We start from the raw sequence: 24,087 nt of genomic DNA on the forward strand, positions 1-24,087 counted from the left end.
GTCTCCTCAGCTGAGCTCCAGGACCGTCCACCAGTCGTTGACGTCGCGCTTGCGGAAGCCGGTGACCTCCTGCTGGCCGGCGGTCAGGCGGGGGTCGGACGCGCGGTGGGAGTGCAGTGCGGCGTCCGTCGCGACGTGTACGAGGCGGACGCGGGCGCCGGCGGTCCACGGTCGCGCGTCGACCACCTCCACCCGCCAGTCCGCGGCGGCGTCGGCCGTGTCGGAGGCGCTGACCTGCTGCTGGTGCGAGAGCGGTGACTGCACGCCGGCGCTGCTGCGGAGCCATCGACCCGTGGACAGGTGCCGCAGCCGGACGACCGACCCGTCGCGCAGGTCGGTGCCGGCCGGAGTCCCGTTGGTCCCGACGAGCAGCCAGCGGTCGTTGTCGTCGGATCCCTCGAAGCAGGTGACCTGCTGGAGGCCGTCGGTGCCGGGGTGGGTGTACGGCAGGTCGTGGGAGTGCAGGGTCAGCCCGGTCCACACGTGCGACAGCTTGACGGTGTCCCCGGTGGACACCGGGTCCTTGACGCCGGGCGGCTTCCTGGTGAGAACGCGCGGGCGTCGTGGCGTGTAGTCCTGCAGGAAGAACCCCCGCCACGAGTGGCCGTTGGACGCGGTCCAGTCGTGCTGGTCCGCGTCGGACGTGAGCGTCACCGCCTTGCGGGGCGTGTTGTTGTCGTAGACCAGCACGGTCGTCCGGCCGGTGGCGCGGTCCTGCTCGTAGCCGTACGCGACGACCTGGTGGTTGTCGCCGATGGAGCCGAGGCTGCGTGCGACGACCAGTCCGAGCACCACGGGCCGGCCCGCGTCGATGGACGCGATGAGCCGGGGGAGCTCCTCCTCCTTGGTCCAGCGCGTGACGCCCTTGAACACCCAGGTCTCGTCGTCGGAGTGCATGGACCACGTGACGAACTTGGCGGCGGAGCCGGTGAAGAACGAGTCCCGCAGGCGCTGCGTGAACAGCTGCGCGAGCCAGTGGCTGTCGGGCGGGACCCGGCTGGGCGTCCACAGGTCGGAGCGCCACGCGGGAACCGGCTGGCCGGCCAGGAAGTAGTCGAGGGCCGCGAACGCCATCCCGCCGCACCGGCCGGCCGTGGTGATCCGGGCGCCGTTGGGCAGCGTGAGCACCTCGTTGACGAACGCGTTGGGGAAGGCGAACCCGTGGGTGGCGGGGTCGAACGCGACCGCCCGCCCCGTGAGGACCTGCTCCGGCATCGACGTCCCTCTCGTCCCCGCGAGCCGCACGTCAGCGTGCAGCACCCTCGTGTCGAGGGTGACACGAAGGAGTCGGCGGGGCCGGGTGAGATACATCGACGGCCCCGGTCGTCGGACCGGGGCCGTCGGTGCATCTGCAGAGGTCAGCCGCCGTAGCTGGCCAGGTACGACGGGATCGTGGCGGTGCCCTGCGCCACGCCGCCGGTGTCGTTGATGACGTGCGCGATGGTCCCGTTGCCGCCCAGGGAGACGGTCAGGATGTTGTGGAACCGCACGCCCGGCTTGACCGGGACCTGGAACCCGCTGTCGACGACGATGCTCGGGTCGACGTTGAAGAAGCTGTACACGCCGCCGCCCCACAGCTCGTGGGTGTTCACGGCGTCGGCCACCCGGTAGCCCGCGTAGCCGCGGCGAGTGCCGTTCTGCCACGCCGCCTGGTTCGGCACGTCGTACGGCAGCTCGTTCTGGTAGAAGATCGTCCGCCCGCGGTCACCGTTCCAGAGGGTGTTCTCCTTCTGGTAGTGCTCGACGAACAGACCCAGCCCGAGCACGTCGTTGCCGTTCACGACCAGGCCGTACGCGGACGGGTTCTCGTTCCAGCCGACCCCGGCGCCGTGGTCACCGCGCCACGACCAGATGTGGTCGATGATCGTGTCGTCGGAGTTGACGACGATGGCCGAGGTCACCTTGCCGGGGATGCGGCCGCCGACGCGGACGAACACGTCGTGCAGCGAGACCGGGTTGCTGGCGCGGTCGGTGTGGTTGCCGGCCGACCCGACCTCGAGCATCGCCGGGGAGTTGACGACGCCCGCGTCGAACAGGACGCCGGCGATCCGGACGCCGTTGACGTCGCCGACCTTCATGGCCGTCTGGCCGGCGGTCGGGACGATCGTCGCGTAGCCGAGGCCGAGCACCACGGTGTCCGCACGGTTCACGTCGATCGTCTTGTCGAGCGTGTAGATCCCCGGGGTGAGCAGCAGGTGCAGGCCCTGCGCCAGCGCGGCGTTGATGCGGTCCGCGCTGTCACCGGGCTTGGCGACGTAGAACTGGCTCAGCGGGATCGACGTGCCGGGCGTGTTGGGCCACGAGACGCCGCGGGCGTTGGTCCGGGTGGACGGCACGAAGACCGCGTAGCTGGAGCCGTCGAGGTACAGGTACGGCTTCTCTCGGCTGACGGGCGTGGTGTCGAGCACCGTGTGCGACGGGTTGGGGAAGCTCGGCGCCGGAGAGCCCGTCACACCCGAGAACACCATGTTCCAGACCGAGCCCTCCCAGCGGCCCAGCGCCGAGTCACGGGTGTACCACTGCTGCTGCGAGGCCGACTTCATCGCGCCGTCGACCTTGGAGTCGGCCGTGAAGCCGCCCGAGGCCCAGCCGTACGAGGATGGGAACACCGCGAGGTCGCCCGCGACGTGGATGCGCCGCATGGGTGCCGCCTGCGAGACCGCCCAGCGGTCCTCCCCGGTGAACGGCGTGATCTTGAGGTTCTCCATCGAGCGCCAGAAGTTCTGCGTCGCGTTGCCGCCGAACCACTGCGCGTCGGCCCACACCCCGCCCGTGATGTTGACGTCGTCGGGGTTGCGGCCGAGGCCGTTGATCGACGTGTTGAACCCGATGTGCGCCTGCACGTCGTAGGTGCCGGGCGCGAAGAGGAACTGGTCGCGGCGGGTGCCGAACTGCGCCGTCTCCTGAGCCGTGAACGTCTCGTCGAGCTTCGCCTGGATCGCGGCCTGCCCGGTGGTCGGCGTGAACACGTGGACGTTCGGGCCGAGGTCGCCGCCACCCGGGATCGGGTCAGTGACGGGGGGAGTTCCTCCTGCGTTGATCTGGACCTCCCAGAGCGAGTAGCCGTAGCCGGTGCCACGGGCCGTCAGGTCGAGCCGCACGTAGCGCGCGGTCGCGGCGACGTCGATGGCCTGCACGCCGCCGGTGCCGTTGGTGACCGTAGCCGCCGTCGCCCACGTGGTGCCGTTGGTCGACGTCTGGACGCGGAACGCCTTGCCGTACGCGCCCTCCCACCGCAGCGTGACCTTGCAGACGCTCTGCGACGAGCCCAGGTCGACCTGCCACCACTGCGCGTCCGCGAAGGTGCTGGACCAGCGGGTGCCGAGGTTGCCGTCGACCGCCGCGCTCGCGGGCGTGCCGCCGTTCTCGGTGGTCGACGCGGTGGCCGTCTTGCCCTGGGCGACGTTCGCCGTGCCGCAGGTGCCGGGCGTCGTCGGCGTGGGCGTCGGCGTCGGGGTGGCCCCGCCGACCTCGCCGAACACCTGGAACTCCCACAGCGAGTAGCCGTAGCCGGTTCCGCGGGCCGTGAGGTTGAGCCGCACGTACCGGGCGGTGCCCGTGACGTTGACGTTCTGGGTGCCGCCCGTGCCGTTGGTGACCGTGGCGGCCGTCGACCAGGACGTGCCGTTCGTCGACGTCTGGACCGTGAACGCCTTGCCGTACGCGGCCTCCCAGACGAGCGTCACGTGGTCGAGCGTCGCGGTCGCGCCGAGGTCGACCTGGATCCACTGGGGGTCGGCCGGGAGGCTGGCCCAGCGGGTGGCGGCGTTGCCGTCGACGGCGTTGCGGGCGGGGGTGTAGTCGGCGTTCTCCGTCGAGGAGGCCGTGACGGTCTTGCCTTGGGACAGGTTCACGGGGGCGGCGCTCGCTGCCGTGGCGGCGGAGATCGCGCCGACCGCGACGACGCCGGCCGCGAGGACCGCGGCGACCCAGGCTCTGGCCCGGGAGTGGACATGGGTGTGCATGACAGTCCTTCGGATGGGGTGGTGGGAGCACGGCCCGGCCGGGCCTGATGCGGGTACGGCCGGGCCGTGCGTCTGGGGGACCTGCTACGGGATGAGCTGGTAGTTCGCGTCCAGCACGGCTCCGGCCCACGGCTTGTACAGGTCGTAGCCGCGCGGGTTGCACTGCAGACCGCCGTTGATGCAGTGCTCGGTCAGCGCCTGGAGCACGGCCGGGTCCCACGCGTTGAAGAAGTCGTAGTGGAACGAGAACCCACGACCGCTGGAGAACCGGACGTCCGACATGTTCCCGGCGGCCGGCCACGACAGCTTGAACTCGATCATCGGCACCGCGACCGGGTGGCTGGCCGTGCACTCACCGTTGACCGGGTACGCCATGTGGCTCTTGTGGTTGGCCGAGTCGAGGTTGATGCCGTCCCAGCAGCTCGGTGCCTGGTAGCGGACGTTGAGCTGCGAGCCGACGGGGCAGTTCGCCGGGATGTCCCAGTTGAACGAGCTGTTCCCGCACTCGAAGCCCTCGACCGCGCCGGGGGCCGTCCGGAACTCCTCCTGGGTGGCCGTCATGCTGCCGACGAGGAAGCGCAGACCCTGCGGGAACGGGACGACCTTCTTGTAGTCGATGATCCCGGTCTTGTAGTAGATGGTCTGCTCGTTGCTGGCGACGACCTTGTTCTCGCCGCGCATGAGGGTCGGGAACCAGTACGCCGACTCGTCCTGCGGCACCGTGCAGCTGGTGCTGTTCGCAGCCAGCAGCGACGCCGTCGTGGTGTTCGCGTTGGTCGAGCGGTTGCCCATGAACGTGTGGCTGTGCGACGCGCCCGCCTGGCCCGGGTAGACGATCGGGTCGTCGTTCAGCGTGTGCGTCGGGGTGCAGTTCGCCTGGAACTCGTGGTGCGTCACGGTCGTGTCGGCGCCCGGCGGGGCCGGCGGCAGCGGCTTCGGCGTGTGCGGAGGCGTGCTCGCGCCACCCGTGCCGTACACGGCGAGGTCCCACAGCGAGTAGCCGTAGCCCGTGCCGCGCGCGGTGAGGTTCAGCCGCAGGTAGCGGCCCGTGCCCGACGCGGCGACCGTCTGGTTGCCGCCGGTGCCGTTGGTGACGGTCGCGACGGTGGTCCAGGTGGTGCCGTTCGGGGAGAGCTGCACCTGGAACGCCTTGCCGTAGGCGGCCTCCCAGCGCAGCTCGACGCGGTCGACGGTGGCCGTGGCGCCCAGGTCGACCTGGATCCACTGCGCGTCGGAGAACTGGCTGGCCCAGCGGGTGTTCCCGTTGCCGTCGACGGCCTTGGACGCGGTGAAGTCCGGGCCCTCCGCCGACGAGGACGTGGCGAGCTTGCCCTGCGAGATGTTGACGGGTGCGGCGCTCGCGGTGGTGGCGATCGCGACGCCGAGACCGGTCGCGACGAGCACGGCGGACAGTGCTCCGGCCAGCACGGCCCGGGCTTTCCGTGAGCGTGGTGCGTGGAGATGGGTGGGCATGAGGTCTCCTTCGGACGAGGTGCGGAAGGGACCCGAAGGTGGTGCGACGATGCACACGACCCTCAGGCGGTTCGGCTCTGTGAGGGGTTGGCCGAGGGTGGGTGCCCGGGGCGGGTGGCCGCCCGCCCCGGGCACGTCCTACTCGCTCAGGAGTAGATCCCGAGCTCGTACAGCGAGTAGCCGTACGCGGTGCCGCGGGCTGTCCCGTGCACCCGCACGTAGCGGGCCGAGCCGGCGGTGTTCAGGGTGTCGACGTTCCCGTCGCCGGCGGTGACCGTGGTCAGGGTCGACCACGCGTTCCCGTCGTTCGACGTCTCGATGCGGTAGCCCTTGCCGAACGCGGACTCCCACACCAGCTGGACCGAGGAGAACGAGCGGACCGAGCCCAGGTCGACCTGGATCCACTCGTCGTCGGCCCAGTTGCTGGCCCACCGGGTGGCGTAGTCGCCGTCGGTGGCCTGCCCCGGCGTGAAGTTGCCGTTGTAAGGGTCGAAGGACGACGCCGTGGCCGGTCGGCCCTTGGCGATGTTCGTGCCGCTGACGGCCGGCGGGACCACGCGGAGCGAGCGCGTCTCGACGCCCACGTTGCCCTTGCCGTCCTCCGCGAACACGTAGACCTTCCAGACGCCGAGCGTCTGCGGGGCCGTCACCGAGAACGTCGTGCCGCTGCGCGTGAACGTCGCCGGGGCCAGGCCGCCGGAGTCGTTGATGTACTTGCTGTTCAGCAGCACGTTGTAGGTGATCGGGTCACCGTTCGGGTCGCTCGCCGCGGCGTTCACCGTGAACGTCGAGCCGGCCACCACGGCACCGCTGTTGGCGACGGTCATCGAGCTGAACGTCGGGGGAGTGTTGACGCCCGCCGCCCCGGCCGAGCCGCCGTACGCCTTGGCGATCGCGTAGTACGAGAGCCGCTTGTTGTTGCCCGGCTTCACGTTGAACCAGATGCCGCCGAAGTCGCCCTCGTTGCCGTAGTGGAACAGGGTGGCGCCGAGCGCGACGCCCGAGTGCGCCTTGATGCAGCTCCACGCCCGCGTGTACCCGTCGGCGTTCTGCTGGTCGGTGCCCTGGTCGGGAACGCCGTTGGCGTCGTCGGGAACCTCCCACTCGCCGGCCGGGCCGCCCTCGGTGATGAGGTACGGCTTGGTGTAGCCGCCCGCTATCCACGTCGCCTTGGCGTCGCACACCGCGTTGTAGGAGTTCAGGCCGTACAGGTCCAGGTCCGGGGAGCTGGCCTTGTAGTACGGCCACGCGCCGGTCCACGCGTCCGTCGACGTCACCGGGTGGGTCGGGTCGATCTGGTGGATGCGCTTGGCGGCGTCGTTGACGAACGTCGCGTACGCGGTGCGCTGCGCCTCGAGCTCGGCGCCCGAGTAGCAGTTGCCCAGACCCAGCAGGGACTCGTTGCCGACGTTCCACATGAGCACGCCGGGGTGGTCCTTGTACGCCGTGACCCAGGAGACGATGTCGTTCATCGAGTTGGCCTTGTAGGTGGCGTCGGTGACGTAGTTCGGGCAGCCGCCCGAGCCGGGGCCGCCGCCGGGAGCGAGCCAGAAGCCCGCGACCGTGCGCATGCCCGCGGCCGCTGCCGCGTCGAACAGGACCTTCGAGCCCGCGTCGGTGCCCCACGTGCGGATGGTGTTGACGCCCATCGCCTTGAGGTTGGCCGCGTGCTGCGGGAACTCGGCCGGTGCCGGGCCCCACGTCATGCCCTTGGTGACCCAGTTCTGACCGTTGACCAGCAGAGCCCAGTTGCCCTGGCTGCCCGCGATCCGCACCTTGCCGTCGGCCGGACCGGTGGGGTCAGGGCCGGGTGTCGTCGGGTCGGGCGTCGGCGTGCCCGTCGTCTTCACGGACACCTCCCACAGCGAGAAGCCGTAGCCGGTCGCACGGGTCTGCAGGTCGAGCCGCAGGTACCGGGCGGTGCCGCTGACCGCGATCGACTGCGTGCCGCCGGTGCCGTTCGTGACCGTCGACAGGGTCGTCCACGTCGTGCCGTTGGTGGAGCCCTGGACGCGGAACGCCTTGCCGTACGCGCCCTCCCAGCTCAGCGTGACGTTGCAGACGGACTGGCTCGCGCCGAGGTCCACCTGCCACCACTGGTTGTCGGCGAACGTGCTCGCCCAGCGCGTGCCGGCGTTGCCGTCGACCGCGAGGCCTGCCGCCGTGCCCGCGCCCTGCTCGGAGGACGACGCGGTCGCGGTCTTGCCCTGCGCGACGTTGGTCGTGCCGCACGTGCCCGTCGGCGGCTGGGTCCCGCCCGGGGTGCCGTAGACCTGCACCTCCCAGAGGGAGTAGCCGTAGCCGGTGGCGCGCTTGGTGCCCAGCAGCTGCACGTACCGGCCGCTGCCGGTCACGTCCAGCGTCTCCTTGCCGCCCTTGCCGGTGGTCGTGGTGTAGATGCTCGTCCAGGACGTGCCGTTGTCCGACGTCCGGATCTGGTAGCCCGACCCGTAGGCCGCCTCCCAGGTCAGGACGACCTGCTCGACCTGCGCGGTCGCTCCCAGGTCGATGGTCAGCCACTGCGCGTCGGACGGCGTGCTCGCCCAGCGGGTGCCGGCGTTGCCGTCGGTGACCGCAGACGCCGGCGTGTAGTCGGCGCTCTCGGTGGACGACGCCGTGACGGTCTTGCCCTGCGAGAGCAGGACGGGCGCGGCCTGGGCGGCGGCGGCGGTACCGATGCCGGCCGCGACGAGCGCGGCGGCGACCAGGACGCCGAGCATGCGGCGGCTGCGGCCGGGGGGTGGGGCGGTCCTGGCAGGTGGGTGGGTGGTGGTCGTGAACACAGGTGTCTCCTCCGGGGCTGGCCCGTGGCAGGGGACGGGAGGTCGGTCCGCAGTCGACCTCGTCGTCGATCCGGTGCGCCGGGCGTGCAGTTCGTCGTTGAGCTGAGTGCCGGTCGTACGTGGGAGAGCGCTCTATCGTCGGATCCGAGTTCAGGACGACAACATCGTGCTCGAGGGGTGTGGATGGCGCCCTTCTGGCTCCCGGTGGGACCGTATACCCGTTTTCACCCGCTCGTACAGTGGAGCTGGCGGGAGAAGGGTCGGTCGCGACGCCCAAACTGCCGCCAGATCCGCGAGAGCGCTCTCCGATCCTGGTAGCCTGACGCGCATGGCAGACGAGCTCGGGGTGGGGAGCGCGAGCACCGCCGCGCGCGCGGCGGCGAGCGCCTCTGGGACGCTCGAGGCGACGCCGCCCAGCGGTCTGGCGGTCGGCCCCATCGCCGGTTCCGGTGCGCCCACCCTGGAGGACGTGGCCCGCGTGGCCGGCGTCTCCCGCGCCACGGTGTCGAGGGTCGTCAACGGCCAGCGCCGCGTCGCCGCCGACATCCAGGCGGTCGTCCGCGAGGCCATCGCGACCACCGGCTACGTGCCCAACCTCGCCGCGCGGTCGCTGGTCACCCGCCGCACCGGCGCCGTCATCGTGGTGGTGTCCGGCGTCGAGGAGCAGGGCTCACCCTCCACCATCGACTTCGCCGACCCGTTCTTCGGCCGTGTCGTCGGGGGCATGCTGCGAGCCCTGCGCCCGCGCGACGTCGACCCGATCCTCATGCTCGCCGAGACGGACTCCGACCGCGCCCGCGTCATCTCCTCGCTGCGGAACGGCAACGCCGACGGCGCCCTGGTCGTGTCCACCCGCGGCGACGACCCGATGCCGGGGCTGCTCGTCGAGGCGGGGCTCCCTGCCGTCGTGTTCGCGCGTCCCGGCCGACCGATCCCGCTGAGCTTCGTCGACGTCGCCAACCGCGACGGTGCACGCCTCGCCGCCGAGCACCTGGTGGCCCGCGGGTGCCGACACGTCGCGGCGATCTCCGGTCCCCTCGACGTGCCGTCCGCGCAGGACCGGCTCTCCGGGTTCCAGGACGCGATGGCCCGCCACGGGCAGGCGTTCGTGCCGACCGTCGGCGGCAACTTCACGTACGAGAGCGGTGTCGCCGCGATGACGTCGCTGCTCGCGGACTACGCGGACCTCGACGGGGTGTTCGCGTCCAACGACCTCATGGCGCTCGGCGCGATCGAGGCGCTGCAGGCCGCCGGCCGACGGGTGCCCGACGACGTGCGCGTCATCGGGTTCGACGACAGCTCCGTCGGCGCCCTGTCCCGTCCCGCGCTCACGTCCGTGCGGCAGCCGATCGAGGAGATGGCCGCGGAGATGGCTCGCATCCTGCTGGACACCATCGCCGACCCGGGCCGCCGCGTGACGTCGACGATCTTCGAGCCGACGCTCCGCGTCCGCGACAGCGCCTGACCCCGCGCTACGACCGCAACGTCCGAGGAAGTGGCTGCCGCAGCGCACGCTTGCTCGGGCGTCCGCCAGGCCCTGCGCAACGTCCGAGGAGGTGGCCCCCTCGGACGTCCGCAGATTCGGTCGCCGGGACAGCCGGATGTGCGGACGCAAGCCCTCCGACGTGGCAACGTCCGCACGTTCGATCGCTCGGACGACCGAATGTGCGGACGCTGCGCACCCGGACACAGCGCGACGTCCGCACGTCCGAGCGGAGGGGGGCTCGGTCGTGCGGACGTCGCGGCGCAGAGGTGATCAGCCGCCGATGGCAGCCTCGACCTCGAGCGTGTACTGCTTGGCTGCGTCAGCCGGGCTCAGGCGGCCGAAGAGGACCTCCTGGTTGATGCGGCGCGTGATCTCCGCGACCTGACCGGCGCCCACGGGCGGGACGACCGGGCCGTCGACGATCTCGTCCTCGAGGTCGGCGAGGAACTCGGCGGCCTGCTTGTCGGTGGGCGAGAACTTGTCCTGCACGGCGGCGCGGACGTCGGTGTTGGCCGGCAGGCCACGGTCGGAGAGCAGGATCTCGCCGGCGGCGGGGTCGTTGAGCAGGAAGTCGACCAGCAGCGCGGACTCCTCCGGGTGCTCGGACTTGGCGGAGACGGCGTAGTACATGGCCGGCTTGAAGTACATGCCGGTCCGCTCCTCCTCCGACTCACCGGGGACGCGGAGCAGCTTGAGCTCCTTGCCCGAGGCGTTGGAGATGGCGGTCAGCTGGTTGGTCCAGAACCACGACATGGCACCCGTGCCGGTGCCGACGAGGGACTGTTCCGGACCGCCGGCGTCGACCTCGACCGTCTTGGCGGCGTCGGGCTGACCGCCACCGGCCTGCAGGTCGAGCGAGTACTGCCACCAGTCGGCGAGGGTCTTGTCGTCGTACCCGAGCTTGTGGTCGGCGGTGTAGAGGGACTCGCCACGCTGACGCGCGAAGATCGAGAAGCCGGGCTCGTTGAAGCCGTAGTCCTGCGCGCCGTAGATGGTGCCGCCGGTCTTGGCGGTGATCTCGTTGGCGATGTCGACGTAGTCCTCCCACGTCCAGGTGGTGTCGTCGGGCATCTCGACGCCCGCAGCCGCGAAGGCGGCGGGGTCGGCGATGATCGTGTACGCGTTCACACCGGTGGCCACGCCGTAGAGGGCGTCGTCGATGGTGCCGGACTGCAGCACGTTCGCGTCGATCTTCGACGTGTCCAGGCCCAGCTCGTTGAGGTCCGCCAGGACGCCGCGCGAGGCGTAGTCGTTGAGGAACCGCTCCTCCTGCGTGATGACGTCGGGGGCGTCACCACCGGCGACCGAGGTGCCCAGCTTGTCGAAGTAGCTGTTCCAGTCGGTGTAGTCCGGGACCACGGTGATGTGCGGGTACTTCTCCGTGAACTTGTCCAGCACCTGCTGGGTCAGCTCGTGGCGGGTGTCGGAGCCCCACCAGGAGAAGCGGATCTCGACGGGCTCCGGCGGGCCGGACGACGTGGGCTCGGCAGCCGGCTCGTCGGTCGAGCCGGCGCAGGCGGTCAGGGCCAGGGCCGCGATGGCCAGCAGGGCTCCTGCGCGGACGGATGAACGGGGGCGGCGCATGGTTCTCCTTGGTTGACGAGGACGACGGTGTGCTGTCAAAGGCCGGCGGAACAGGACTGCTACTTGATGCCCGTCGTCGCGATCCCCTTGACCAGGTACTTCTGGCCGAACAGGAAGGCGAGGAAGACGGGGATGAGGGAGACGATCGACATCGCGAACATCGGGCCCCACGAGCTGGCGCCTGTGGAGTCCAGGAAGGTGCGCAGAGCAACCGGAGCGGTGTACATGTCCGGTCTGACGAGGAAGATCAGCTGGCTGAAGAAGTCGTTCCACGTCCAGATGAAGGTGAAGATCGCCGTGGTGGCCAGGGCAGGCAGCGAGAGCGGGAGCATGATCCGCAGGTAGATGCGCCCGTGGCCGCAGCCGTCCAGGCGGGCTGCCTCGTCCAGCTCCCGGGGGATGCCGCGGAAGAACTGGACCATGAGGAAGATGAAGAACGCGTCCGTGGCGAGCAGCTTCGGGACGATCAGCGGCAGGAACGTGTTGATCCAGTCCAGCTTCGCGAACAGGATGTACTGCGGCACGATGATCACGTGGATCGGCAGCATGATCGACATGAGCATGACCGCGAACCACAGCTTGCGGCCGCGGAACTCCAGCCGCGCGAACGCGTACGCCGCCATCGAGCAGGCGACCAGGTTCCCCAGCAGCGACCCGAGGACGATGATCGCTGAGTTCATCAGGTAGCGGCTGAACGGGTACTGCAGCGCGTTCCAGCCCTCCGAGTAGTTGGTCCAGTCGACCTCGGTGGGGATCAGGGACACGTCCCGGAAGATCAGCTCGGTCGGCTTGAACGAGCTGACCAGCAGCCAGACCAGCGGGTAGAGCATCAGCGCGCAGAGCGCGATGAGGCCGAGGTGCTTGAGCGCGTCGCGCCTGCGGTCCGGCCACGGGGACCGGTGACGGACGGGCGGCGCCTCGTCGGCCAGCGCGGCGATGCGCTGGGCGGGCGTGGGGGCGTCGGCGGGCGTGGGGCGCACGTGGACCTCAGTCATCGTAGAAGACCCAGAACTTGGAGGCGAAGAAGTTGATCAGGGTCATCACCGCGACGATGAGCACCAGCAGCCAGGCCATGGCGGAGGCGTACCCCATGTCGAAGGCTGTGAATCCCTTCTGGTACAGGTAGAGCGTGTAGAACATCGTCGAGTCGGCCGGGCCGCCGGTACCGCCGGAGACCACGAACGCCTGCGTGAAGCTCTGGAACGCACCGATCACCTGGAGCACCAGGTTGAAGAAGATGATCGGCGTGAGGAGCGGGAGAGTAATCGACCGGAATTTGCGCACGACGCCGGCGCCGTCGATGGCCGCAGCCTCGTAGTACATCTCCGGGATCTGCCGCAGTCCGGCCAGGAAGATGATCATCGGAGCGCCGAACGTCCAGATGTGCAGGAGCACGAGGGTCCAGAGCGCGGTCTCCGGGTCGGACACCCAGCCCTTGCCCTGGATGCCGAACAGCGCCAGGAACTGGTTCACCAGGCCGTCGATGCCGAACACCTGACGCCACAGGATGGCGACGGCGACGGAGCCGCCGAGCAGCGAGGGCAGGTAGAGGACCGAGCGGTAGAAGGGCAGACCCTTCAGGCCGCGGTCCAGGATGAGCGCGAGCGCCAGGGCCGCGAGCAGCTGCAGCGGCACCGCCGTGAACACGTACGTGAACGTGACCCGCAGCGAGTTGAGGAGCCGGGGGTCCTCGAACAGCCGCGTGTAGTTCTCGATGCCGATCCACTCGGGGGGCTGGAGCAGGTTGTAGTCCGTGAAGGACAGGTAGCCCGATGCGATCATCGGGCCGATCGTGATGAGCCCCAGGCCCAGGAACCAGGGCGCGAGAAAGATCGCGGCGCTCTTCCCGTCGCCATTGCGCAAGCCCCGCCGCGAGGGCGCCGTCTTGGCTCCCTTGGCGGTCCTGCGCAGCTCTGTCACTACGGACATGTCGTCGATCACCTCACTGTGTTCGCGATAAGGCACCGATGAGAAACCGGTTCCTCGGTCGGTACCGTAGCACCCGTGGAACGGGTTGGGAACCGGTTTCCCGTGGTGTATGTTCGGCGCGGAGCCGCCCTCACATTGGTGGCTCACAGGTGACCGCGGGAGGCTGCAGTGACGCAGAACGGGTGGACGCGCAGCGCGTCGACCATCGCCGAGGTCGCGCACGCCGCGGGCGTGTCCCGGGCGACCGTGTCACGGGTCATGAACGGCCGGTCCACGGTCGACCCCGAGCTGGCCGCGCGGGTCCGGGAGGTGGCCGAGCAGCTCCACTACCGGCCGAGCAACACCGCGCGCAGCCTGTCTCTCGGGCGGACCAACACGGTCGCCGTGGTGGTCCCCGACCTGGCCAACCCGATGTTCCAGCAGGTGCTCCGCGGCGTCGCCTCGGCTGCGGCCGAGGAGGGCTACCGGGTGCTCGTCGCGGACACCGCCGAGCACGCGGCCGACGAGGAGCGCATCGCCCTCGACGCCCGGCTGCGCTGCGACGCGCTCGTCCTGGTCTCTCCGCGCATGCCCGAGCAGACGCTGCGCGCGCTGCTCCCCGAGATCCGTCCGGTGGTCGTCGTCAACCGCGCCGCCGACGGGTCCACGCCCACGCTGGCCATCGACTATGCCGCCGGCATCGACCAGATCGTCGAGCACCTCACCGGCCTGGGCCACCGGCACCTGCTGTACCTGGCCGGTCCCACGGACAGCGCGTCGCACGGTGCACGGCTGGACGCCCTGCGGGTCGCGGCGGCCAGGCGCGAGGACGTGCGGCTGAGTGAGCGGCCCGCGGGGTCGTCCGTCGAGTCCGGGTACGCCGCCGCGCAGGACGTGCTGGCGTCGCGCGCCACCGCCGTCGTCGCCTACAACGACCTCGTCGCCTTCGGGCTGCTCGCGCGCCTCAACGAGCTCGGCGTGGCCGTGCCCGGGGACGTGTCCATCACGGGTTTCGACGACATCGAGCTGGCCCGGTTCGCGACGCCCTCGCTGACCACCGCGACGGTCCCGCAGGCCGAGCTCGGCCGGCAGGCCTGGGCGCACCTGCGCTCGCTCGTCGGCGGCGAGACGCTCGACCCGACACCGCCGCTGATCGAGCCCGTCCTCGCCGTGCGGGCGAGCACCGGACCGGTGCCCCCGGCCGCGCGGCTGGGCCGCCGGACCGCGACGGACCCGGTGGGACCGCACGTGCCCGAGCTCACCGCGGCCGGCTGGGCCGCCGACCTGGGCTCCTTCCTGCTGCGCGGCACCGCCCGGAACTCGTCGACCGTGCCGCTCGCCCGCTACGTCTCCGGCGAGCGCGTGCCCAGCGTCCACGCACCGCGCCCCTACCTGCACCCGGTGCACTCCGCGGCCGGCACGGCATTGACCGAGACCAGCCCGGTCGACCACCGCCACCACTACGGCGTCTCCATGGCGGTGCCCGTGGTCAACGGCACCAACTACTGGGGCGGTCGCACCTTCCTGCGCGACGAGGGCCCCACCCTGCTGCCCAACCACGGTCGCCAGGTCAGTGCCGGCACGCGTGTGGACGACGACGGCGCGACGCTCGTCGACGAGATCGAGTGGCGCGACGAGCGCGACCGGCCCCTGCTCGCCGAGGACCGCCGCCTGTCTGCGGAGCCGCTGGCGGACGGTCGCGGGTACGTGCTGCGCTGGTCCAGCGTGCTGCTTGCCGCGCACGGTCCGCTGCGCATCGAGAGCCCCGGCACCAACGGCCGGCCGAGCGCCGGCTACGGCGGCATCTTCTGGCGGCTCCCGTCGGCGGACGTCACCACCGTGCTCGGGGACGGGCTCGTCGGCGAGGAGGCCGTGCACGGCAGCCTCTCGCCATGGCTCGCCTTCGTGCAGCGCCGCGAGGGGGCGACGACGACGGTCCTGCTCGTCCAGCACCCCGCGCACCTGCGCCCGTGGTTCGCCCGCGTGGCCGAGTACGTCGGTGCCGGTCCCGCGCTCGCGTGGGACCAGGTGGTCGACGTGGCCGAGGGCGACCACCTCGACGTCGGGCTGGCCGCGGTCGTGGTGGACCGGGCACTCGGCGCGGACGAGGCGGGACGGCTCGCCGCGCAGGCCTGGGGATGACCGTGCGCACGGTGAGCGACGCGCGGCAGCCCACGGCGATCGCGCTGCCGACCGTCGCCGTCGTAGGCATCCACGGTCACGGCGCCTCGCACGTCCGCAAGGTCGAGGACCTGCAGGAACGCGGCCTCGCGACGCTCACGGCTCTGGTGGACCCGCGTCCGCTGGACGGCGACGTCCCGTGGTTCCCGGACCTCGACACCCTCCTCGCGGAGGCCCGGCCGGACGTCGTCGTCATCGCGACCCCGATCCACACGCACCTCGCGCTCGCCTCCGCTGCGCTCCGGGCCGGCTGCGACGTGCTGCTGGAGAAGCCGACCACCGCGTCGCTGGCCGAGCACGCCGAGCTGCTGGCCGTGGTCGAGCAGACCGGGCGGCTGTGCCAGGTCGGGTTCCAGACGTTCGGCTCCGGTGCGGTCGACGAGGTCGCGCGGATCGTCGCCACCGGTGAGCTGGGGGAGATCACCGGGGTCGGCGCCGTCGGCACCTGGGTGCGGACCGCGGCCTACTACGAGCGCGCGCGGTGGGCCGGCCGGCGCACCCTCGACGGGGTCGAGGTGGTCGACGGGGTCGTCACCAACCCGCTCGCGCACGCGATCGCCACGGCGCTGCTGCTGGCGGGTGCTCGCACCGCGGAGGACGTCACCGACGTGCGGCTCGACCTGCACCGGGCGCACCCGATCGAGGCGGACGACACGTCGGCCGTGGTCGTCGAGACCCGGGCGGGGATCCGCGTCGCCGCGGGCCTGACCCTCTGTGCGCCGGACCGGTCGCCGGCGCGCGTGACCGTCCGCGGGACCCTGGGCACCGCGACGCTGCTCTACGAGACCGACGATCTCGAGGTGTCGTCGCCGCGCGGCACGCGCCGGATCCGGTGCGGCCGCGTGGACCTGCTGACCCAGCTGCTCACCGCACGCGCCCACCCGCCCGTGACCCTGCGGTGCTCGGTCGCGGACACCGGGGCGTTCCTGCGCGTGCTCGAGGCCGTGCGCACCGGGCCGGACCCGACGCCCGTGCCGGACGCGCTCGTGGAGTGGGTCGACGAGGGCGGCGCCCGGCACCCCGTGATCGCCGACGTCGAGGCGTGGTGCGCGCGCGTCGCCGACGAGGGTGCGACGTTCACCGAGCTCGGTGCCCCGTTCGCGGTCGCCCGGTGACGGCGGTCTAGGCTCGTCCGTCGTGATCCTGCGTGACTACGGCGAGGCCGACGGCCCCGCGACGCTCGACGTCTTCCGGCGTGCGGTCCGGGTGACCGCCGCCCGCGACTACTCGCCGGAGCAGGTCGCCGCCTGGGCCAGCGACGAGATCGATCCCGCCGGGTGGGATGCCCGGCGCCGGGCGTCACGCACCCGGGTCGCGGAGGTCGACGGCCGCGTGGTCGGGTTCACGGACGTCGACGAGCGGGGCTACGTCGACATGCTCTTCGTCGATCCCGCGTTCGGCCGGCGCGGGGTGGCGACGGCGCTGCTGGGATGGGCGGTGACCACCGCGCAGGAGCTCGGGGCCGTCGAGCTGAGCACCCACGCGAGCCTGACCGCGCGGCCGTTCTTCGAGGCGCACGGGTTCGCGGTCGTGGTCGAGCAGCACCCCGTGCTGCGCGGGGTCGCGCTCACGAACTTCGTGATGCGCCGCGACCTGGGCCCCGCGGGCGGCTGACTGTCTCCACCGGGACGTCCGCGCAGAATCGGGTCGGGACCCGCAGAAGTGCGGACGTTGCGGCCGGAATGCCTTCGTCGGAGGCCGCGCCTGCGGCACCATCGGAGGATGGCCGGACGGTGGCGGGTGGCAGCGGTGGTTGTCGCTGCGCTCGTCGTGGCGGGGTGCTCGTCCGGTGAGCCCGCGGTCACGGCGTCGCCGATCCCCACGGACGTGCTGGCGGGGATCAGCGTCGAGGTCCGGCAGGGCCGCAGCACGTGGGCGCAGCGCGTGGTGCAGGTGCGCGTGACCAACGCCGGACCGGGCGACGTGTCGGTGACGGGGGTGCGGCTGACCACGCCGGATGTCGAGGGGGTCGCGTCGACGGACAAGGGGAGGATCCTGCGGGCCGGCGTGGACCGCGACTTCTCGGTGGCGCTGGGTGACCCGGTGTGCGACGACGAGACCTCCGGGCCGGCGCACGCGGAGGTCGACCTGACGGATGACGCGGGGAGGCGGTCGACGATCGTGGCCGAGCCGACGGATCCCCAGGAGCACCTGGCGAGGATCCACGGCGAGGACTGCGCGGGGGTCGCGGTCGCGCAGGGAGCGACGCTCACGCTGGCGGACACGATCACCACGTCCGACGTCGACGGCACCCTCGTCGCGAACGTCGAGCTCGAGCTCGAGCCGGTGGCCGGTGGTCCTCGGGTCGAGGTCACGCAGGTGGACCGGACGATCCTGTTCGCGCCGCCCGGGGGAGCCGTGAGCTGGCCCGTCGCGCTCGACACCGCCGACGGCGCCGGCGCGGTGACGCTTCCTGCCATCGCCGGTCGGTGCGACCTGCATGCCGTCGCGGACGACAAGCGCGGGACGTTCTTCGGTCTGCACACGCGGGTGGACGGGGTCGAGCAGCCGGTGTTCTACGTGCCGTCCAGCAAGGCGTTGCGGTCGGCGCTCTTCACGTTCATCCGGACGGCGTGCGGGGCGCCGGCGGACGGGTGAGGCCTGCTCGCTGACGGCGTCGTCACGGGCGGCTCGTGGAAAACGTTCTACGGCGAGCGCTTTCCCCAGTTTGCCCGAAACTCTTGCGCGACCCGGGAACGCGCCTGTACGAATGATCCTGCTTGCTCCGGTGAATCGTTCCAAGACCCCGGAACCAGAGCGTTCTCAACGACGAGACAAAGGGTGATGCCATGCGCTCGACGCGCGTGCACGACGAGGGACGACCGGCGGCACGGACGAGCCGGGCCCGCGCGCTGCTGGTCGGCGTGGCCACGGCCACCGCGGCCGCGATGGTCGCCACCGGCGGGCTGCCCGCCGTGGCGGCGGACGCGCCCACCACGTGGAAGTTCGACCTGGGTACCGCGACGAGCCCGGTGGCCGACGGCTACCAGCAGGTGACGGACGCGACCCGCTACAGCGCGGCGACCGGGTTCGGCATCGTGCCGGCCGACGGGGTCACGCCGATCTCGCGCGACCGAGGTGCCGAGGACCCGGCGGACCGCGACTTCGTGCTCGCGACCGCGTGGACGTTCGTGCTCGACGTGCCCAACGGCACCTACGACGTGACCGTCCGCTCGGGCGACCTGCTCGCGGGGAGCAGCACCACCAAGACCACGGTGACCCTCGAGGGTGCGGGCGGCGGCTCGCTGAGCACCAAGGTGGCCACCGTCTCCGGCACCTGGCCCGCGGCGGTCGCCGACGGTCAGCTCACCGTGGGGATCACCGGCAGCGGTGCGGGCGGCTACGTGAGCTCGATCGTCGTGAGCCAGACGGGGACCGCCCCGGAGGAGCCCGAGCCGGGCACCTCGACCATCGCCGCGCCGACCTCGGCCCGCATGGCCCACGTGACCCCCGACGCGGTCACGCTCCGCTGGAACGAGGTGGCGGGCGCGACCGGGTACGCGGTCTCGCGGTCCGACGCGGTCGATGGCACCTACACCGAGGTCGCGCGGACCGACGCGCGCGACGTGGTCACCACCGACCCCGTCGACACCTCGACCCTGCGCTACTACCGGGTGCAGGCGATCGACGCGGCCGGGCTGTCCGTCCCGTCGGCGGCCGCGGTGAGCAGCCTGCCGACGGCGCCGACCGTCCCGGCCGTCCTCGACTTCGACCTGGGCAGCGGGGCGCTCTCGCCCGGTGCGACGAGGCTGGACGCCACCAGCGCCTACAGCGCGACCACGCGGTACGGCTTCGTCGACACCCGTGCCGTCACGGCGACGGACCGTGGCACGGCCGACGCGCTGCGCTCCGACTTCGTGAGCGTGGGCGACACCGAGCTCGTCGTCGACCTGCCGAACGGCGACTACACGGTCAGCCTGGTCGCGGGCGACGCCACCGAGGCCACCGACGTCGCGATCACCGCCGAGCAGATGGCGAAGGTCGCCGCGACCTCGAAGCCCGCCGGCCAGTTCCTCGAGATGTCGTTCGACATCGCGATCGTCGACGGCCAGCTCAACCTCGACTTCTCCGGCTCGGCGCCGAAGCTCAACCAGCTCCGGATCGCCGCGCAGAGCCCGCGGGCACCCGGCAGCGAGCCGACCGTCTGGGTCACCGGCGACTCGACCGTGCAGTCGTACACCGCGGACTACGCGCCGCAGGCCGGCTGGGGGCAGATGCTCGGCCGGTTCCTGTCCGACGACGTCACGGTGGACAACCGGGCCATCGGCGGGCGCTCGTCGAAGAACTTCATCAGCCAGGGCCGCCTGGACGAGGTGCTGCGCCTGGTCAAGCCCGGCGACTACCTGTTCGTGCAGTTCGGCCACAACGACGCCACCTACGGGGTCGACGACCGGTTCGCCGCCCCCGCTGACTACGCGGAGTACCTGCGGACGTTCGTCGACGGCGCCACCCAGCGCGGTGCGCAGCCCGTCATCGTCACGCCCGTGTCCCGTCGCAGCTTCGACGCGACCACCGGGAAGTTCAACGTCTCGTTCCCGGAGTACGTCGCCGCAGCCACCGCGCTGGCGACCGAGACCGGCACACCGCTCGTCGACCTGTCGGCATCCAGCCGCGCGTACCTCGACGAGATCGGGCCCGAGGCGTCGACGAGCGTGTTCCTGCACGTCCCGGCCGGGGTCTACCCGGGCCGGCCGACGGGCACGATCGACGACACCCACTTCCAGGAGTACGGCGCGATCCAGCTGGCTCGCCTGGTCGCCGGTGACGTCGCCGAGCTCGACCTCCCGCTGGCCGGCGAGGTGGTCGACGTCGCGCCGCCCGCGGAGGTCCCCGCCGCACCGGCCGGGGTCGTCGCGGGCAGCGTCTCCAACGCCGGCGTCCAGCTCACCTGGACGGCGAGCGAGGGCGCGGACATCTACCAGGTGTTCCGCAAGGCCGCCGCGGACGGGGACGGCGCGTACGCGCTCGTCGCCACCTCGACGCTGCCGCAGGCGGCGATCGGCGGGCTGGTCGAGGGCGCGTCGTACGACCTGCGGGTGGTCGCGGTGAACGGTCGCGGACCGTCGGCACCGTCGGCGGCCGTGCGCGTCACGACGAAGGCCGCGCTGTACAAGTTCGACGTGCAGCTGGCCGGTAACCCGCTCATGCCCGGATACACCGAGGCGAGCCAGCTCTCGCGCTACGCCCCGGAGATCGGCTGGGGCTGGCTGGACCCGACGGGTCTGGGCGGCCGCGACCGTGGCGTGAACTTCCCGACGCCGCCGAACGCCCTGCAGCGCGACTTCCTGCTGCCGGGCACCCAGCACGTGTTCGCCGTCGACGTGCCGGACGGCACCTACGCCGTCAAGACCTACAACGGCGACTGGATCGGCACCAGCCGCTCCAACGTGCAGATCGAGGGCAAGGACTTCGGTGCCTCGAACGCGGGCGCGGGGTCGGTGTCGGAGAAGGTCAGCCAGCCGGTGCTCGTCACCGACGGGCAGCTGAGCCTGGTGATGACGGGGACGTCGAGCCGGCTGAACGGCATCGAGATCACGCCGCTGCTGCTGGCGCCGAGCGCCCTCACGCTGGACGACGTCAGCATCACGGGCTCGTCCGTCAGCGTCGCGCTGAGCTGGACCGGGACCGCCGACTCGGCCGGGTACCGCGTGTACCGGAAGGCCGCCGGGGCGGCTGCTCCCGTGGCGCTCGGTGACGTCACGACGACGACGTTCGTCGACACCACCCCCGACGTCGGCCTGGCGTACGAGTACTACGTGGTGGCGCTCGACCCGAGCGGGCTCGAGTCGGTGCCGACGGACACGCTCGACGTGACGACGGTCGACCCCGACGTCCCGACGGCCGCCGTGCCGACGGGCCTGCGCCTGGGCGACGTGAACAAGAACGACGTCACCCTCCGGTGGGACGCCGTCGACGGTGCGCTGTTCTACCAGGTGCTCCGGCAGGCCAGGGACGGCTCGTTCGTCGTCGTCGGCCGCGCGGACGGCCCCGCCTACACGGACACCACGGTGCTCACCACCATCGAGTACACGTACCGCGTGGCCTCGGTGAACGCGGGCGGCGTGTCCGCACAGTCGGACTCGCTGACGACACCCGCCGTCACCACCCTGTCCCGGCAGGCCGAGCGGCTGGACCGCTCCCCGGTCGCGGTCGCGGTTGACGACGGCGTCTACGTCGGCTGGCGTCAGCTGGGCCTGGACCCCGACTCGATCGCGTTCCACGTGTACCGGGACGGTGCGCGGATCACGACGGCGCCCGTCAAGGCGAGCACCAACCTGCTCGATCCCGACGGCGGTGCCGACGACGTGTACCGGGTCAGCTCGGTCGTCGACGGCATCGAGCGCTGGGTCACCGGCGAGTTCCGCGTGTGGGACAGCCAGCACCTCGACGTGCCGCTGGACGAGCCCGCCGACGCGTACACCAAGGACGGCCAGCCGTACACGTACAACGCCAACGACGCGTCCGTCGGAGACGTGGACGGTGACGGGCAGTACGAGGTCGTCGTGAAGTGGGACCCGTCCAACTCGAAGGACAACTCGCAGGCCGGGTACACGGGCAACGTCTACGTCGACGCCTACGAGCTGGACGGCACGCGCCTGTGGCGCATCGACCTGGGCCAGAACATCCGGGCCGGCGCGCACTACACGCAGTTCCAGGTGTTCGACCTGGACGGCGACGGCAAGGCCGAGGTCAGCATGAAGACCGCGGACGGGACCGTCGACGGCGTCGGCACGGTGATCGGCGACGCGCGGGCGGACTACCGCAACTCGTCGGGCTACGTGCTCACCGGGCCGGAGTTCCTCACGGTGTTCTCCGGTGCGACGGGGGCGGCGATCGACACGATCGACTACACGCCGCCGCGCGGTGACGTGGGGGCGTGGGGCGACGCGTACGGCAACCGGGTCGACCGGTTCCTCGCCGGGGTGGCCTACCTCGACGGCGAGCACCCGAGCCTCGTCATGAGCCGCGGCTACTACACGCGGACCGTCCTGGCGGCGTACGACTTCGACGGCTCGCAGCTGGTGAAGCGGTGGACGTTCGACTCCGACGTGGCCGGCGAGCAGTACCGCGGGCAGGGCAACCACAACCTGTCCGTGGCCGACGTCGACGGCGACCAGAAGGACGAGATCGTCTTCGGCTCCATGACGATCGACGACGACGGGACCGTGCTCTACAGCACCGGGCTCGGGCACGGTGACGCGCTGCACGTCAGCGACCTCGACCCCGACCGTCCCGGGCTCGAGGTGTTCGCGGTGCACGAGGAGGCGCCGCACAGCAAGGGCATCGGGGCGACGTTCCGCGACGCCGCGACCGGCGAGGTGATCTGGTCGATGCCGGCCACCGCCGACACCGGGCGCGGGGCCTCGGGCGACATCGACGCCGCACACCCCGGCTCGGAGTCCTGGGCCGTGGTCGCGGACGGCACGTCGAACTCGCGGGCCGGTCAGCTGCGGGCCGCCGACGGGGAGCTGCTCGGGACCACCATCCCCGCGGCGAACTTCCTCACCTGGTGGGACGGCGACCTCCTGCGGGAGATCACCGACCACGACTGGGACACGACGGCCCTCACGGGCGTCCCGACGATCTCGAAGTGGTCCTCAGAGGACCAGTCCTCGACCGAGATCTACCGGGCGACCGGCACCCTCTCCGACAACGGCACCAAGGGCACGCCCGCCCTGCAGGCCGACCTGTTCGGCGACTGGCGCGAGGAGATCGTGACCCGCCTCGCCGACTCGTCGGCGCTGCGGATCGCCACCACGGTGGACCTCACCGACCACCGGCTGCGCACCCTGCAGTCCGACCCGGTGTACCGCCTGGGCGTCGCGTGGCAGAACACGGGCTACAACCAGCCGCCGCACACCAGCTACTTCCTGGGGGACGGCATGACCACGCCGGCCGCGCCGCGCATCGTCTACACGGGTGCCGCCACCGGCCCGGACGAGCGCGTGCCTGGTCCGGCCACGGGGGCGCCTGCCAAGGGCGTGCTGTCCAGCGACAACTGGGACAACGACAGCAGCTACACGGTCGCCGTGAACCTGTGGTGGGGCCAGAACACCCAGACCGTGACGCTGCTGGAGAACGGGGTCGCGATCGCGTCGCGTGACCTGGTCGACGCCACCCCGAGCGCTCAGTCGGCGGCGTTCCAGATCGCCGGCAAGCGCAACGGCACCTACGTGTACACGGCGGTGCTGACCAACCAGCACGGGTCGACGACGACCGCGGCACTGACCGTCAAGGTCACCACGGCCAACCCGGGCACCCCGGTCCTCAGCCACGACAACTGGGACGGCGACGGGTCCTACACCGTCACCACGAACCTCTGGTGGGGCACCAACGCCACCGAGTACCGGCTGTACGAGGACGGCGTGCTCATCGACACGCAGTCGCTGACCGCAAACGGGTTCAACGCCCAGAAGGCGGTCACCCCGGTCAGCGGCCGGGCGGTGGGCACCCACGTCTACCGCGCCGAGCTGTCCAACCCGCTGGGCTCCACCAGCAGCCCGGAGCTCAAGGTCAAGGTCACGCGCTGACCTGAGCGACACGACGGCCGCCCCGGGTGACTCCTCTCACCCGGGGCGGCCGTCGTTCTGCTCCGACCGCAGCGTCCGCACTCCGTCGGGTTCCAGCCCGCCTCTGCGCGGACGTCCCGCGTGCACGCACAGCAACGTCCGCGCTCCTGCGGGGTCGAGGCCGATGGAGTGCGGAC

Annotated in this window: 13 protein-coding genes; 6 read left to right on the top strand and 7 right to left on the bottom strand. The window is 71.4% G+C overall.

The features are described 5' to 3' along the window. Positions 1-6 precede the first annotated feature (6 nt). From J2X26_RS20145 to J2X26_RS20160, 4 genes are all read right to left on the bottom strand, one after another. Positions 7-1,215 carry an MIR domain-containing protein gene (locus J2X26_RS20145; protein ID WP_307494486.1) on the bottom strand — a complete coding sequence of 403 codons (1,209 nt, stop codon included), beginning with the start codon at positions 1,213-1,215 and terminating at the stop codon, positions 7-9. Positions 1,216-1,358: 143 nt separating this feature from the next. Further along, positions 1,359-3,965, bottom strand: a complete 2,607-nt coding sequence (locus J2X26_RS20150) for a discoidin domain-containing protein (protein ID WP_307494487.1) — start codon at positions 3,963-3,965, stop codon at positions 1,359-1,361. Between the two features lie 84 nt (positions 3,966-4,049). Beyond that, a complete protein-coding gene (locus tag J2X26_RS20155; protein ID WP_307494488.1) occupies positions 4,050-5,438 on the bottom strand; it encodes a DUF1996 domain-containing protein in 1,389 nt (462 codons plus the stop codon). A gap of 146 nt (positions 5,439-5,584) precedes the next feature. Beyond that, positions 5,585-8,221: a discoidin domain-containing protein gene (locus J2X26_RS20160; protein ID WP_307494489.1), complete on the bottom strand. Its 2,637-nt coding sequence runs from the start codon at positions 8,219-8,221 to the stop codon at positions 5,585-5,587. A gap of 328 nt (positions 8,222-8,549) precedes the next feature. Here J2X26_RS20160 and J2X26_RS20165 point away from each other — a divergent pair, with 328 nt between their 5' ends. Next, positions 8,550-9,686, top strand: a complete 1,137-nt coding sequence (locus J2X26_RS20165; protein ID WP_307494490.1) for a LacI family DNA-binding transcriptional regulator — start codon at positions 8,550-8,552, stop codon at positions 9,684-9,686. Positions 9,687-9,977: 291 nt separating this feature from the next. Here the strand turns inward: J2X26_RS20165 and J2X26_RS20170 are convergent, their stop codons facing one another. From J2X26_RS20170 to J2X26_RS20180, 3 genes are read right to left on the bottom strand one after another with little or no spacing between them, the layout of a single operon-like run. After that, positions 9,978-11,291, bottom strand: a complete 1,314-nt coding sequence (locus J2X26_RS20170) for an ABC transporter substrate-binding protein (RefSeq protein ID WP_307494491.1) — start codon at positions 11,289-11,291, stop codon at positions 9,978-9,980. 59 nt (positions 11,292-11,350) lie between these two features. Continuing rightward, on the bottom strand, positions 11,351-12,286 hold the full coding sequence (locus J2X26_RS20175; protein ID WP_307494492.1) for a carbohydrate ABC transporter permease: 936 nt from the start codon (positions 12,284-12,286) through the stop codon (positions 11,351-11,353). Next, positions 12,279-13,220 carry a carbohydrate ABC transporter permease gene (locus J2X26_RS20180; protein ID WP_307494493.1) on the bottom strand — a complete coding sequence of 314 codons (942 nt, stop codon included), beginning with the start codon at positions 13,218-13,220 and terminating at the stop codon, positions 12,279-12,281. The genes J2X26_RS20175 and J2X26_RS20180 overlap by 8 nt, the downstream gene beginning before the upstream one ends. A 168-nt stretch (positions 13,221-13,388) precedes the next feature. Between J2X26_RS20180 and J2X26_RS20185 the strand changes: the two genes are divergently transcribed. The 5 genes from J2X26_RS20185 (at position 13,389) to J2X26_RS20205 (ending at position 23,911) form a co-directional block, all read left to right on the top strand. After that, complete coding sequence (locus J2X26_RS20185) at positions 13,389-15,341, top strand: DUF6807 family protein (protein ID WP_307494494.1); 1,953 nt, start codon at positions 13,389-13,391, stop codon at positions 15,339-15,341. An 11-nt stretch (positions 15,342-15,352) separates the two neighbouring features. Then, entirely contained in the window at positions 15,353-16,495 is a 1,143-nt protein-coding gene (locus tag J2X26_RS20190) for a Gfo/Idh/MocA family protein (RefSeq protein WP_307494495.1), read from the top strand. Positions 16,496-16,517: 22 nt separating this feature from the next. After that, positions 16,518-16,994 carry a GNAT family N-acetyltransferase gene (locus J2X26_RS20195; protein WP_307494496.1) on the top strand — a complete coding sequence of 159 codons (477 nt, stop codon included), beginning with the start codon at positions 16,518-16,520 and terminating at the stop codon, positions 16,992-16,994. Between the two features lie 108 nt (positions 16,995-17,102). Further along, positions 17,103-17,978: a hypothetical protein gene (locus J2X26_RS20200; protein ID WP_307494497.1), complete on the top strand. Its 876-nt coding sequence runs from the start codon at positions 17,103-17,105 to the stop codon at positions 17,976-17,978. Between the two features lie 191 nt (positions 17,979-18,169). After that, on the top strand, positions 18,170-23,911 hold the full coding sequence (locus J2X26_RS20205) for a GDSL-type esterase/lipase family protein (protein WP_307494498.1): 5,742 nt from the start codon (positions 18,170-18,172) through the stop codon (positions 23,909-23,911). Positions 23,912-24,087 lie beyond the last annotated feature (176 nt).

This window comes from Cellulomonas humilata (assembly GCF_030814415.1).
GTDB lineage: Bacteria > Actinomycetota > Actinomycetes > Actinomycetales > Cellulomonadaceae > Cellulomonas > Cellulomonas humilata_A.

Bases quoted from the DNA above. Each gene is read 5' to 3' on its own strand.
- J2X26_RS20145 (WP_307494486.1), bottom strand. From the start codon at position 1,215: ATGCCGGAGCAGGTCCTCACGGGGCGGGCGGTCGCGTTCGACCCCGCC.
- J2X26_RS20150 (WP_307494487.1), bottom strand. From the start codon at position 3,965: ATGCACACCCATGTCCACTCCCGGGCCAGAGCCTGGGTCGCCGCGGTC.
- J2X26_RS20155 (WP_307494488.1), bottom strand. From the start codon at position 5,438: ATGCCCACCCATCTCCACGCACCACGCTCACGGAAAGCCCGGGCCGTG.
- J2X26_RS20165 (WP_307494490.1), top strand. From the start codon at position 8,550: ATGGCAGACGAGCTCGGGGTGGGGAGCGCGAGCACCGCCGCGCGCGCG.
- J2X26_RS20170 (WP_307494491.1), bottom strand. From the start codon at position 11,291: ATGCGCCGCCCCCGTTCATCCGTCCGCGCAGGAGCCCTGCTGGCCATC.
- J2X26_RS20175 (WP_307494492.1), bottom strand. From the start codon at position 12,286: ATGACTGAGGTCCACGTGCGCCCCACGCCCGCCGACGCCCCCACGCCC.
- J2X26_RS20180 (WP_307494493.1), bottom strand. From the start codon at position 13,220: ATGTCCGTAGTGACAGAGCTGCGCAGGACCGCCAAGGGAGCCAAGACG.
- J2X26_RS20200 (WP_307494497.1), top strand. From the start codon at position 17,103: ATGGCCGGACGGTGGCGGGTGGCAGCGGTGGTTGTCGCTGCGCTCGTC.
- J2X26_RS20205 (WP_307494498.1), top strand. From the start codon at position 18,170: ATGCGCTCGACGCGCGTGCACGACGAGGGACGACCGGCGGCACGGACG.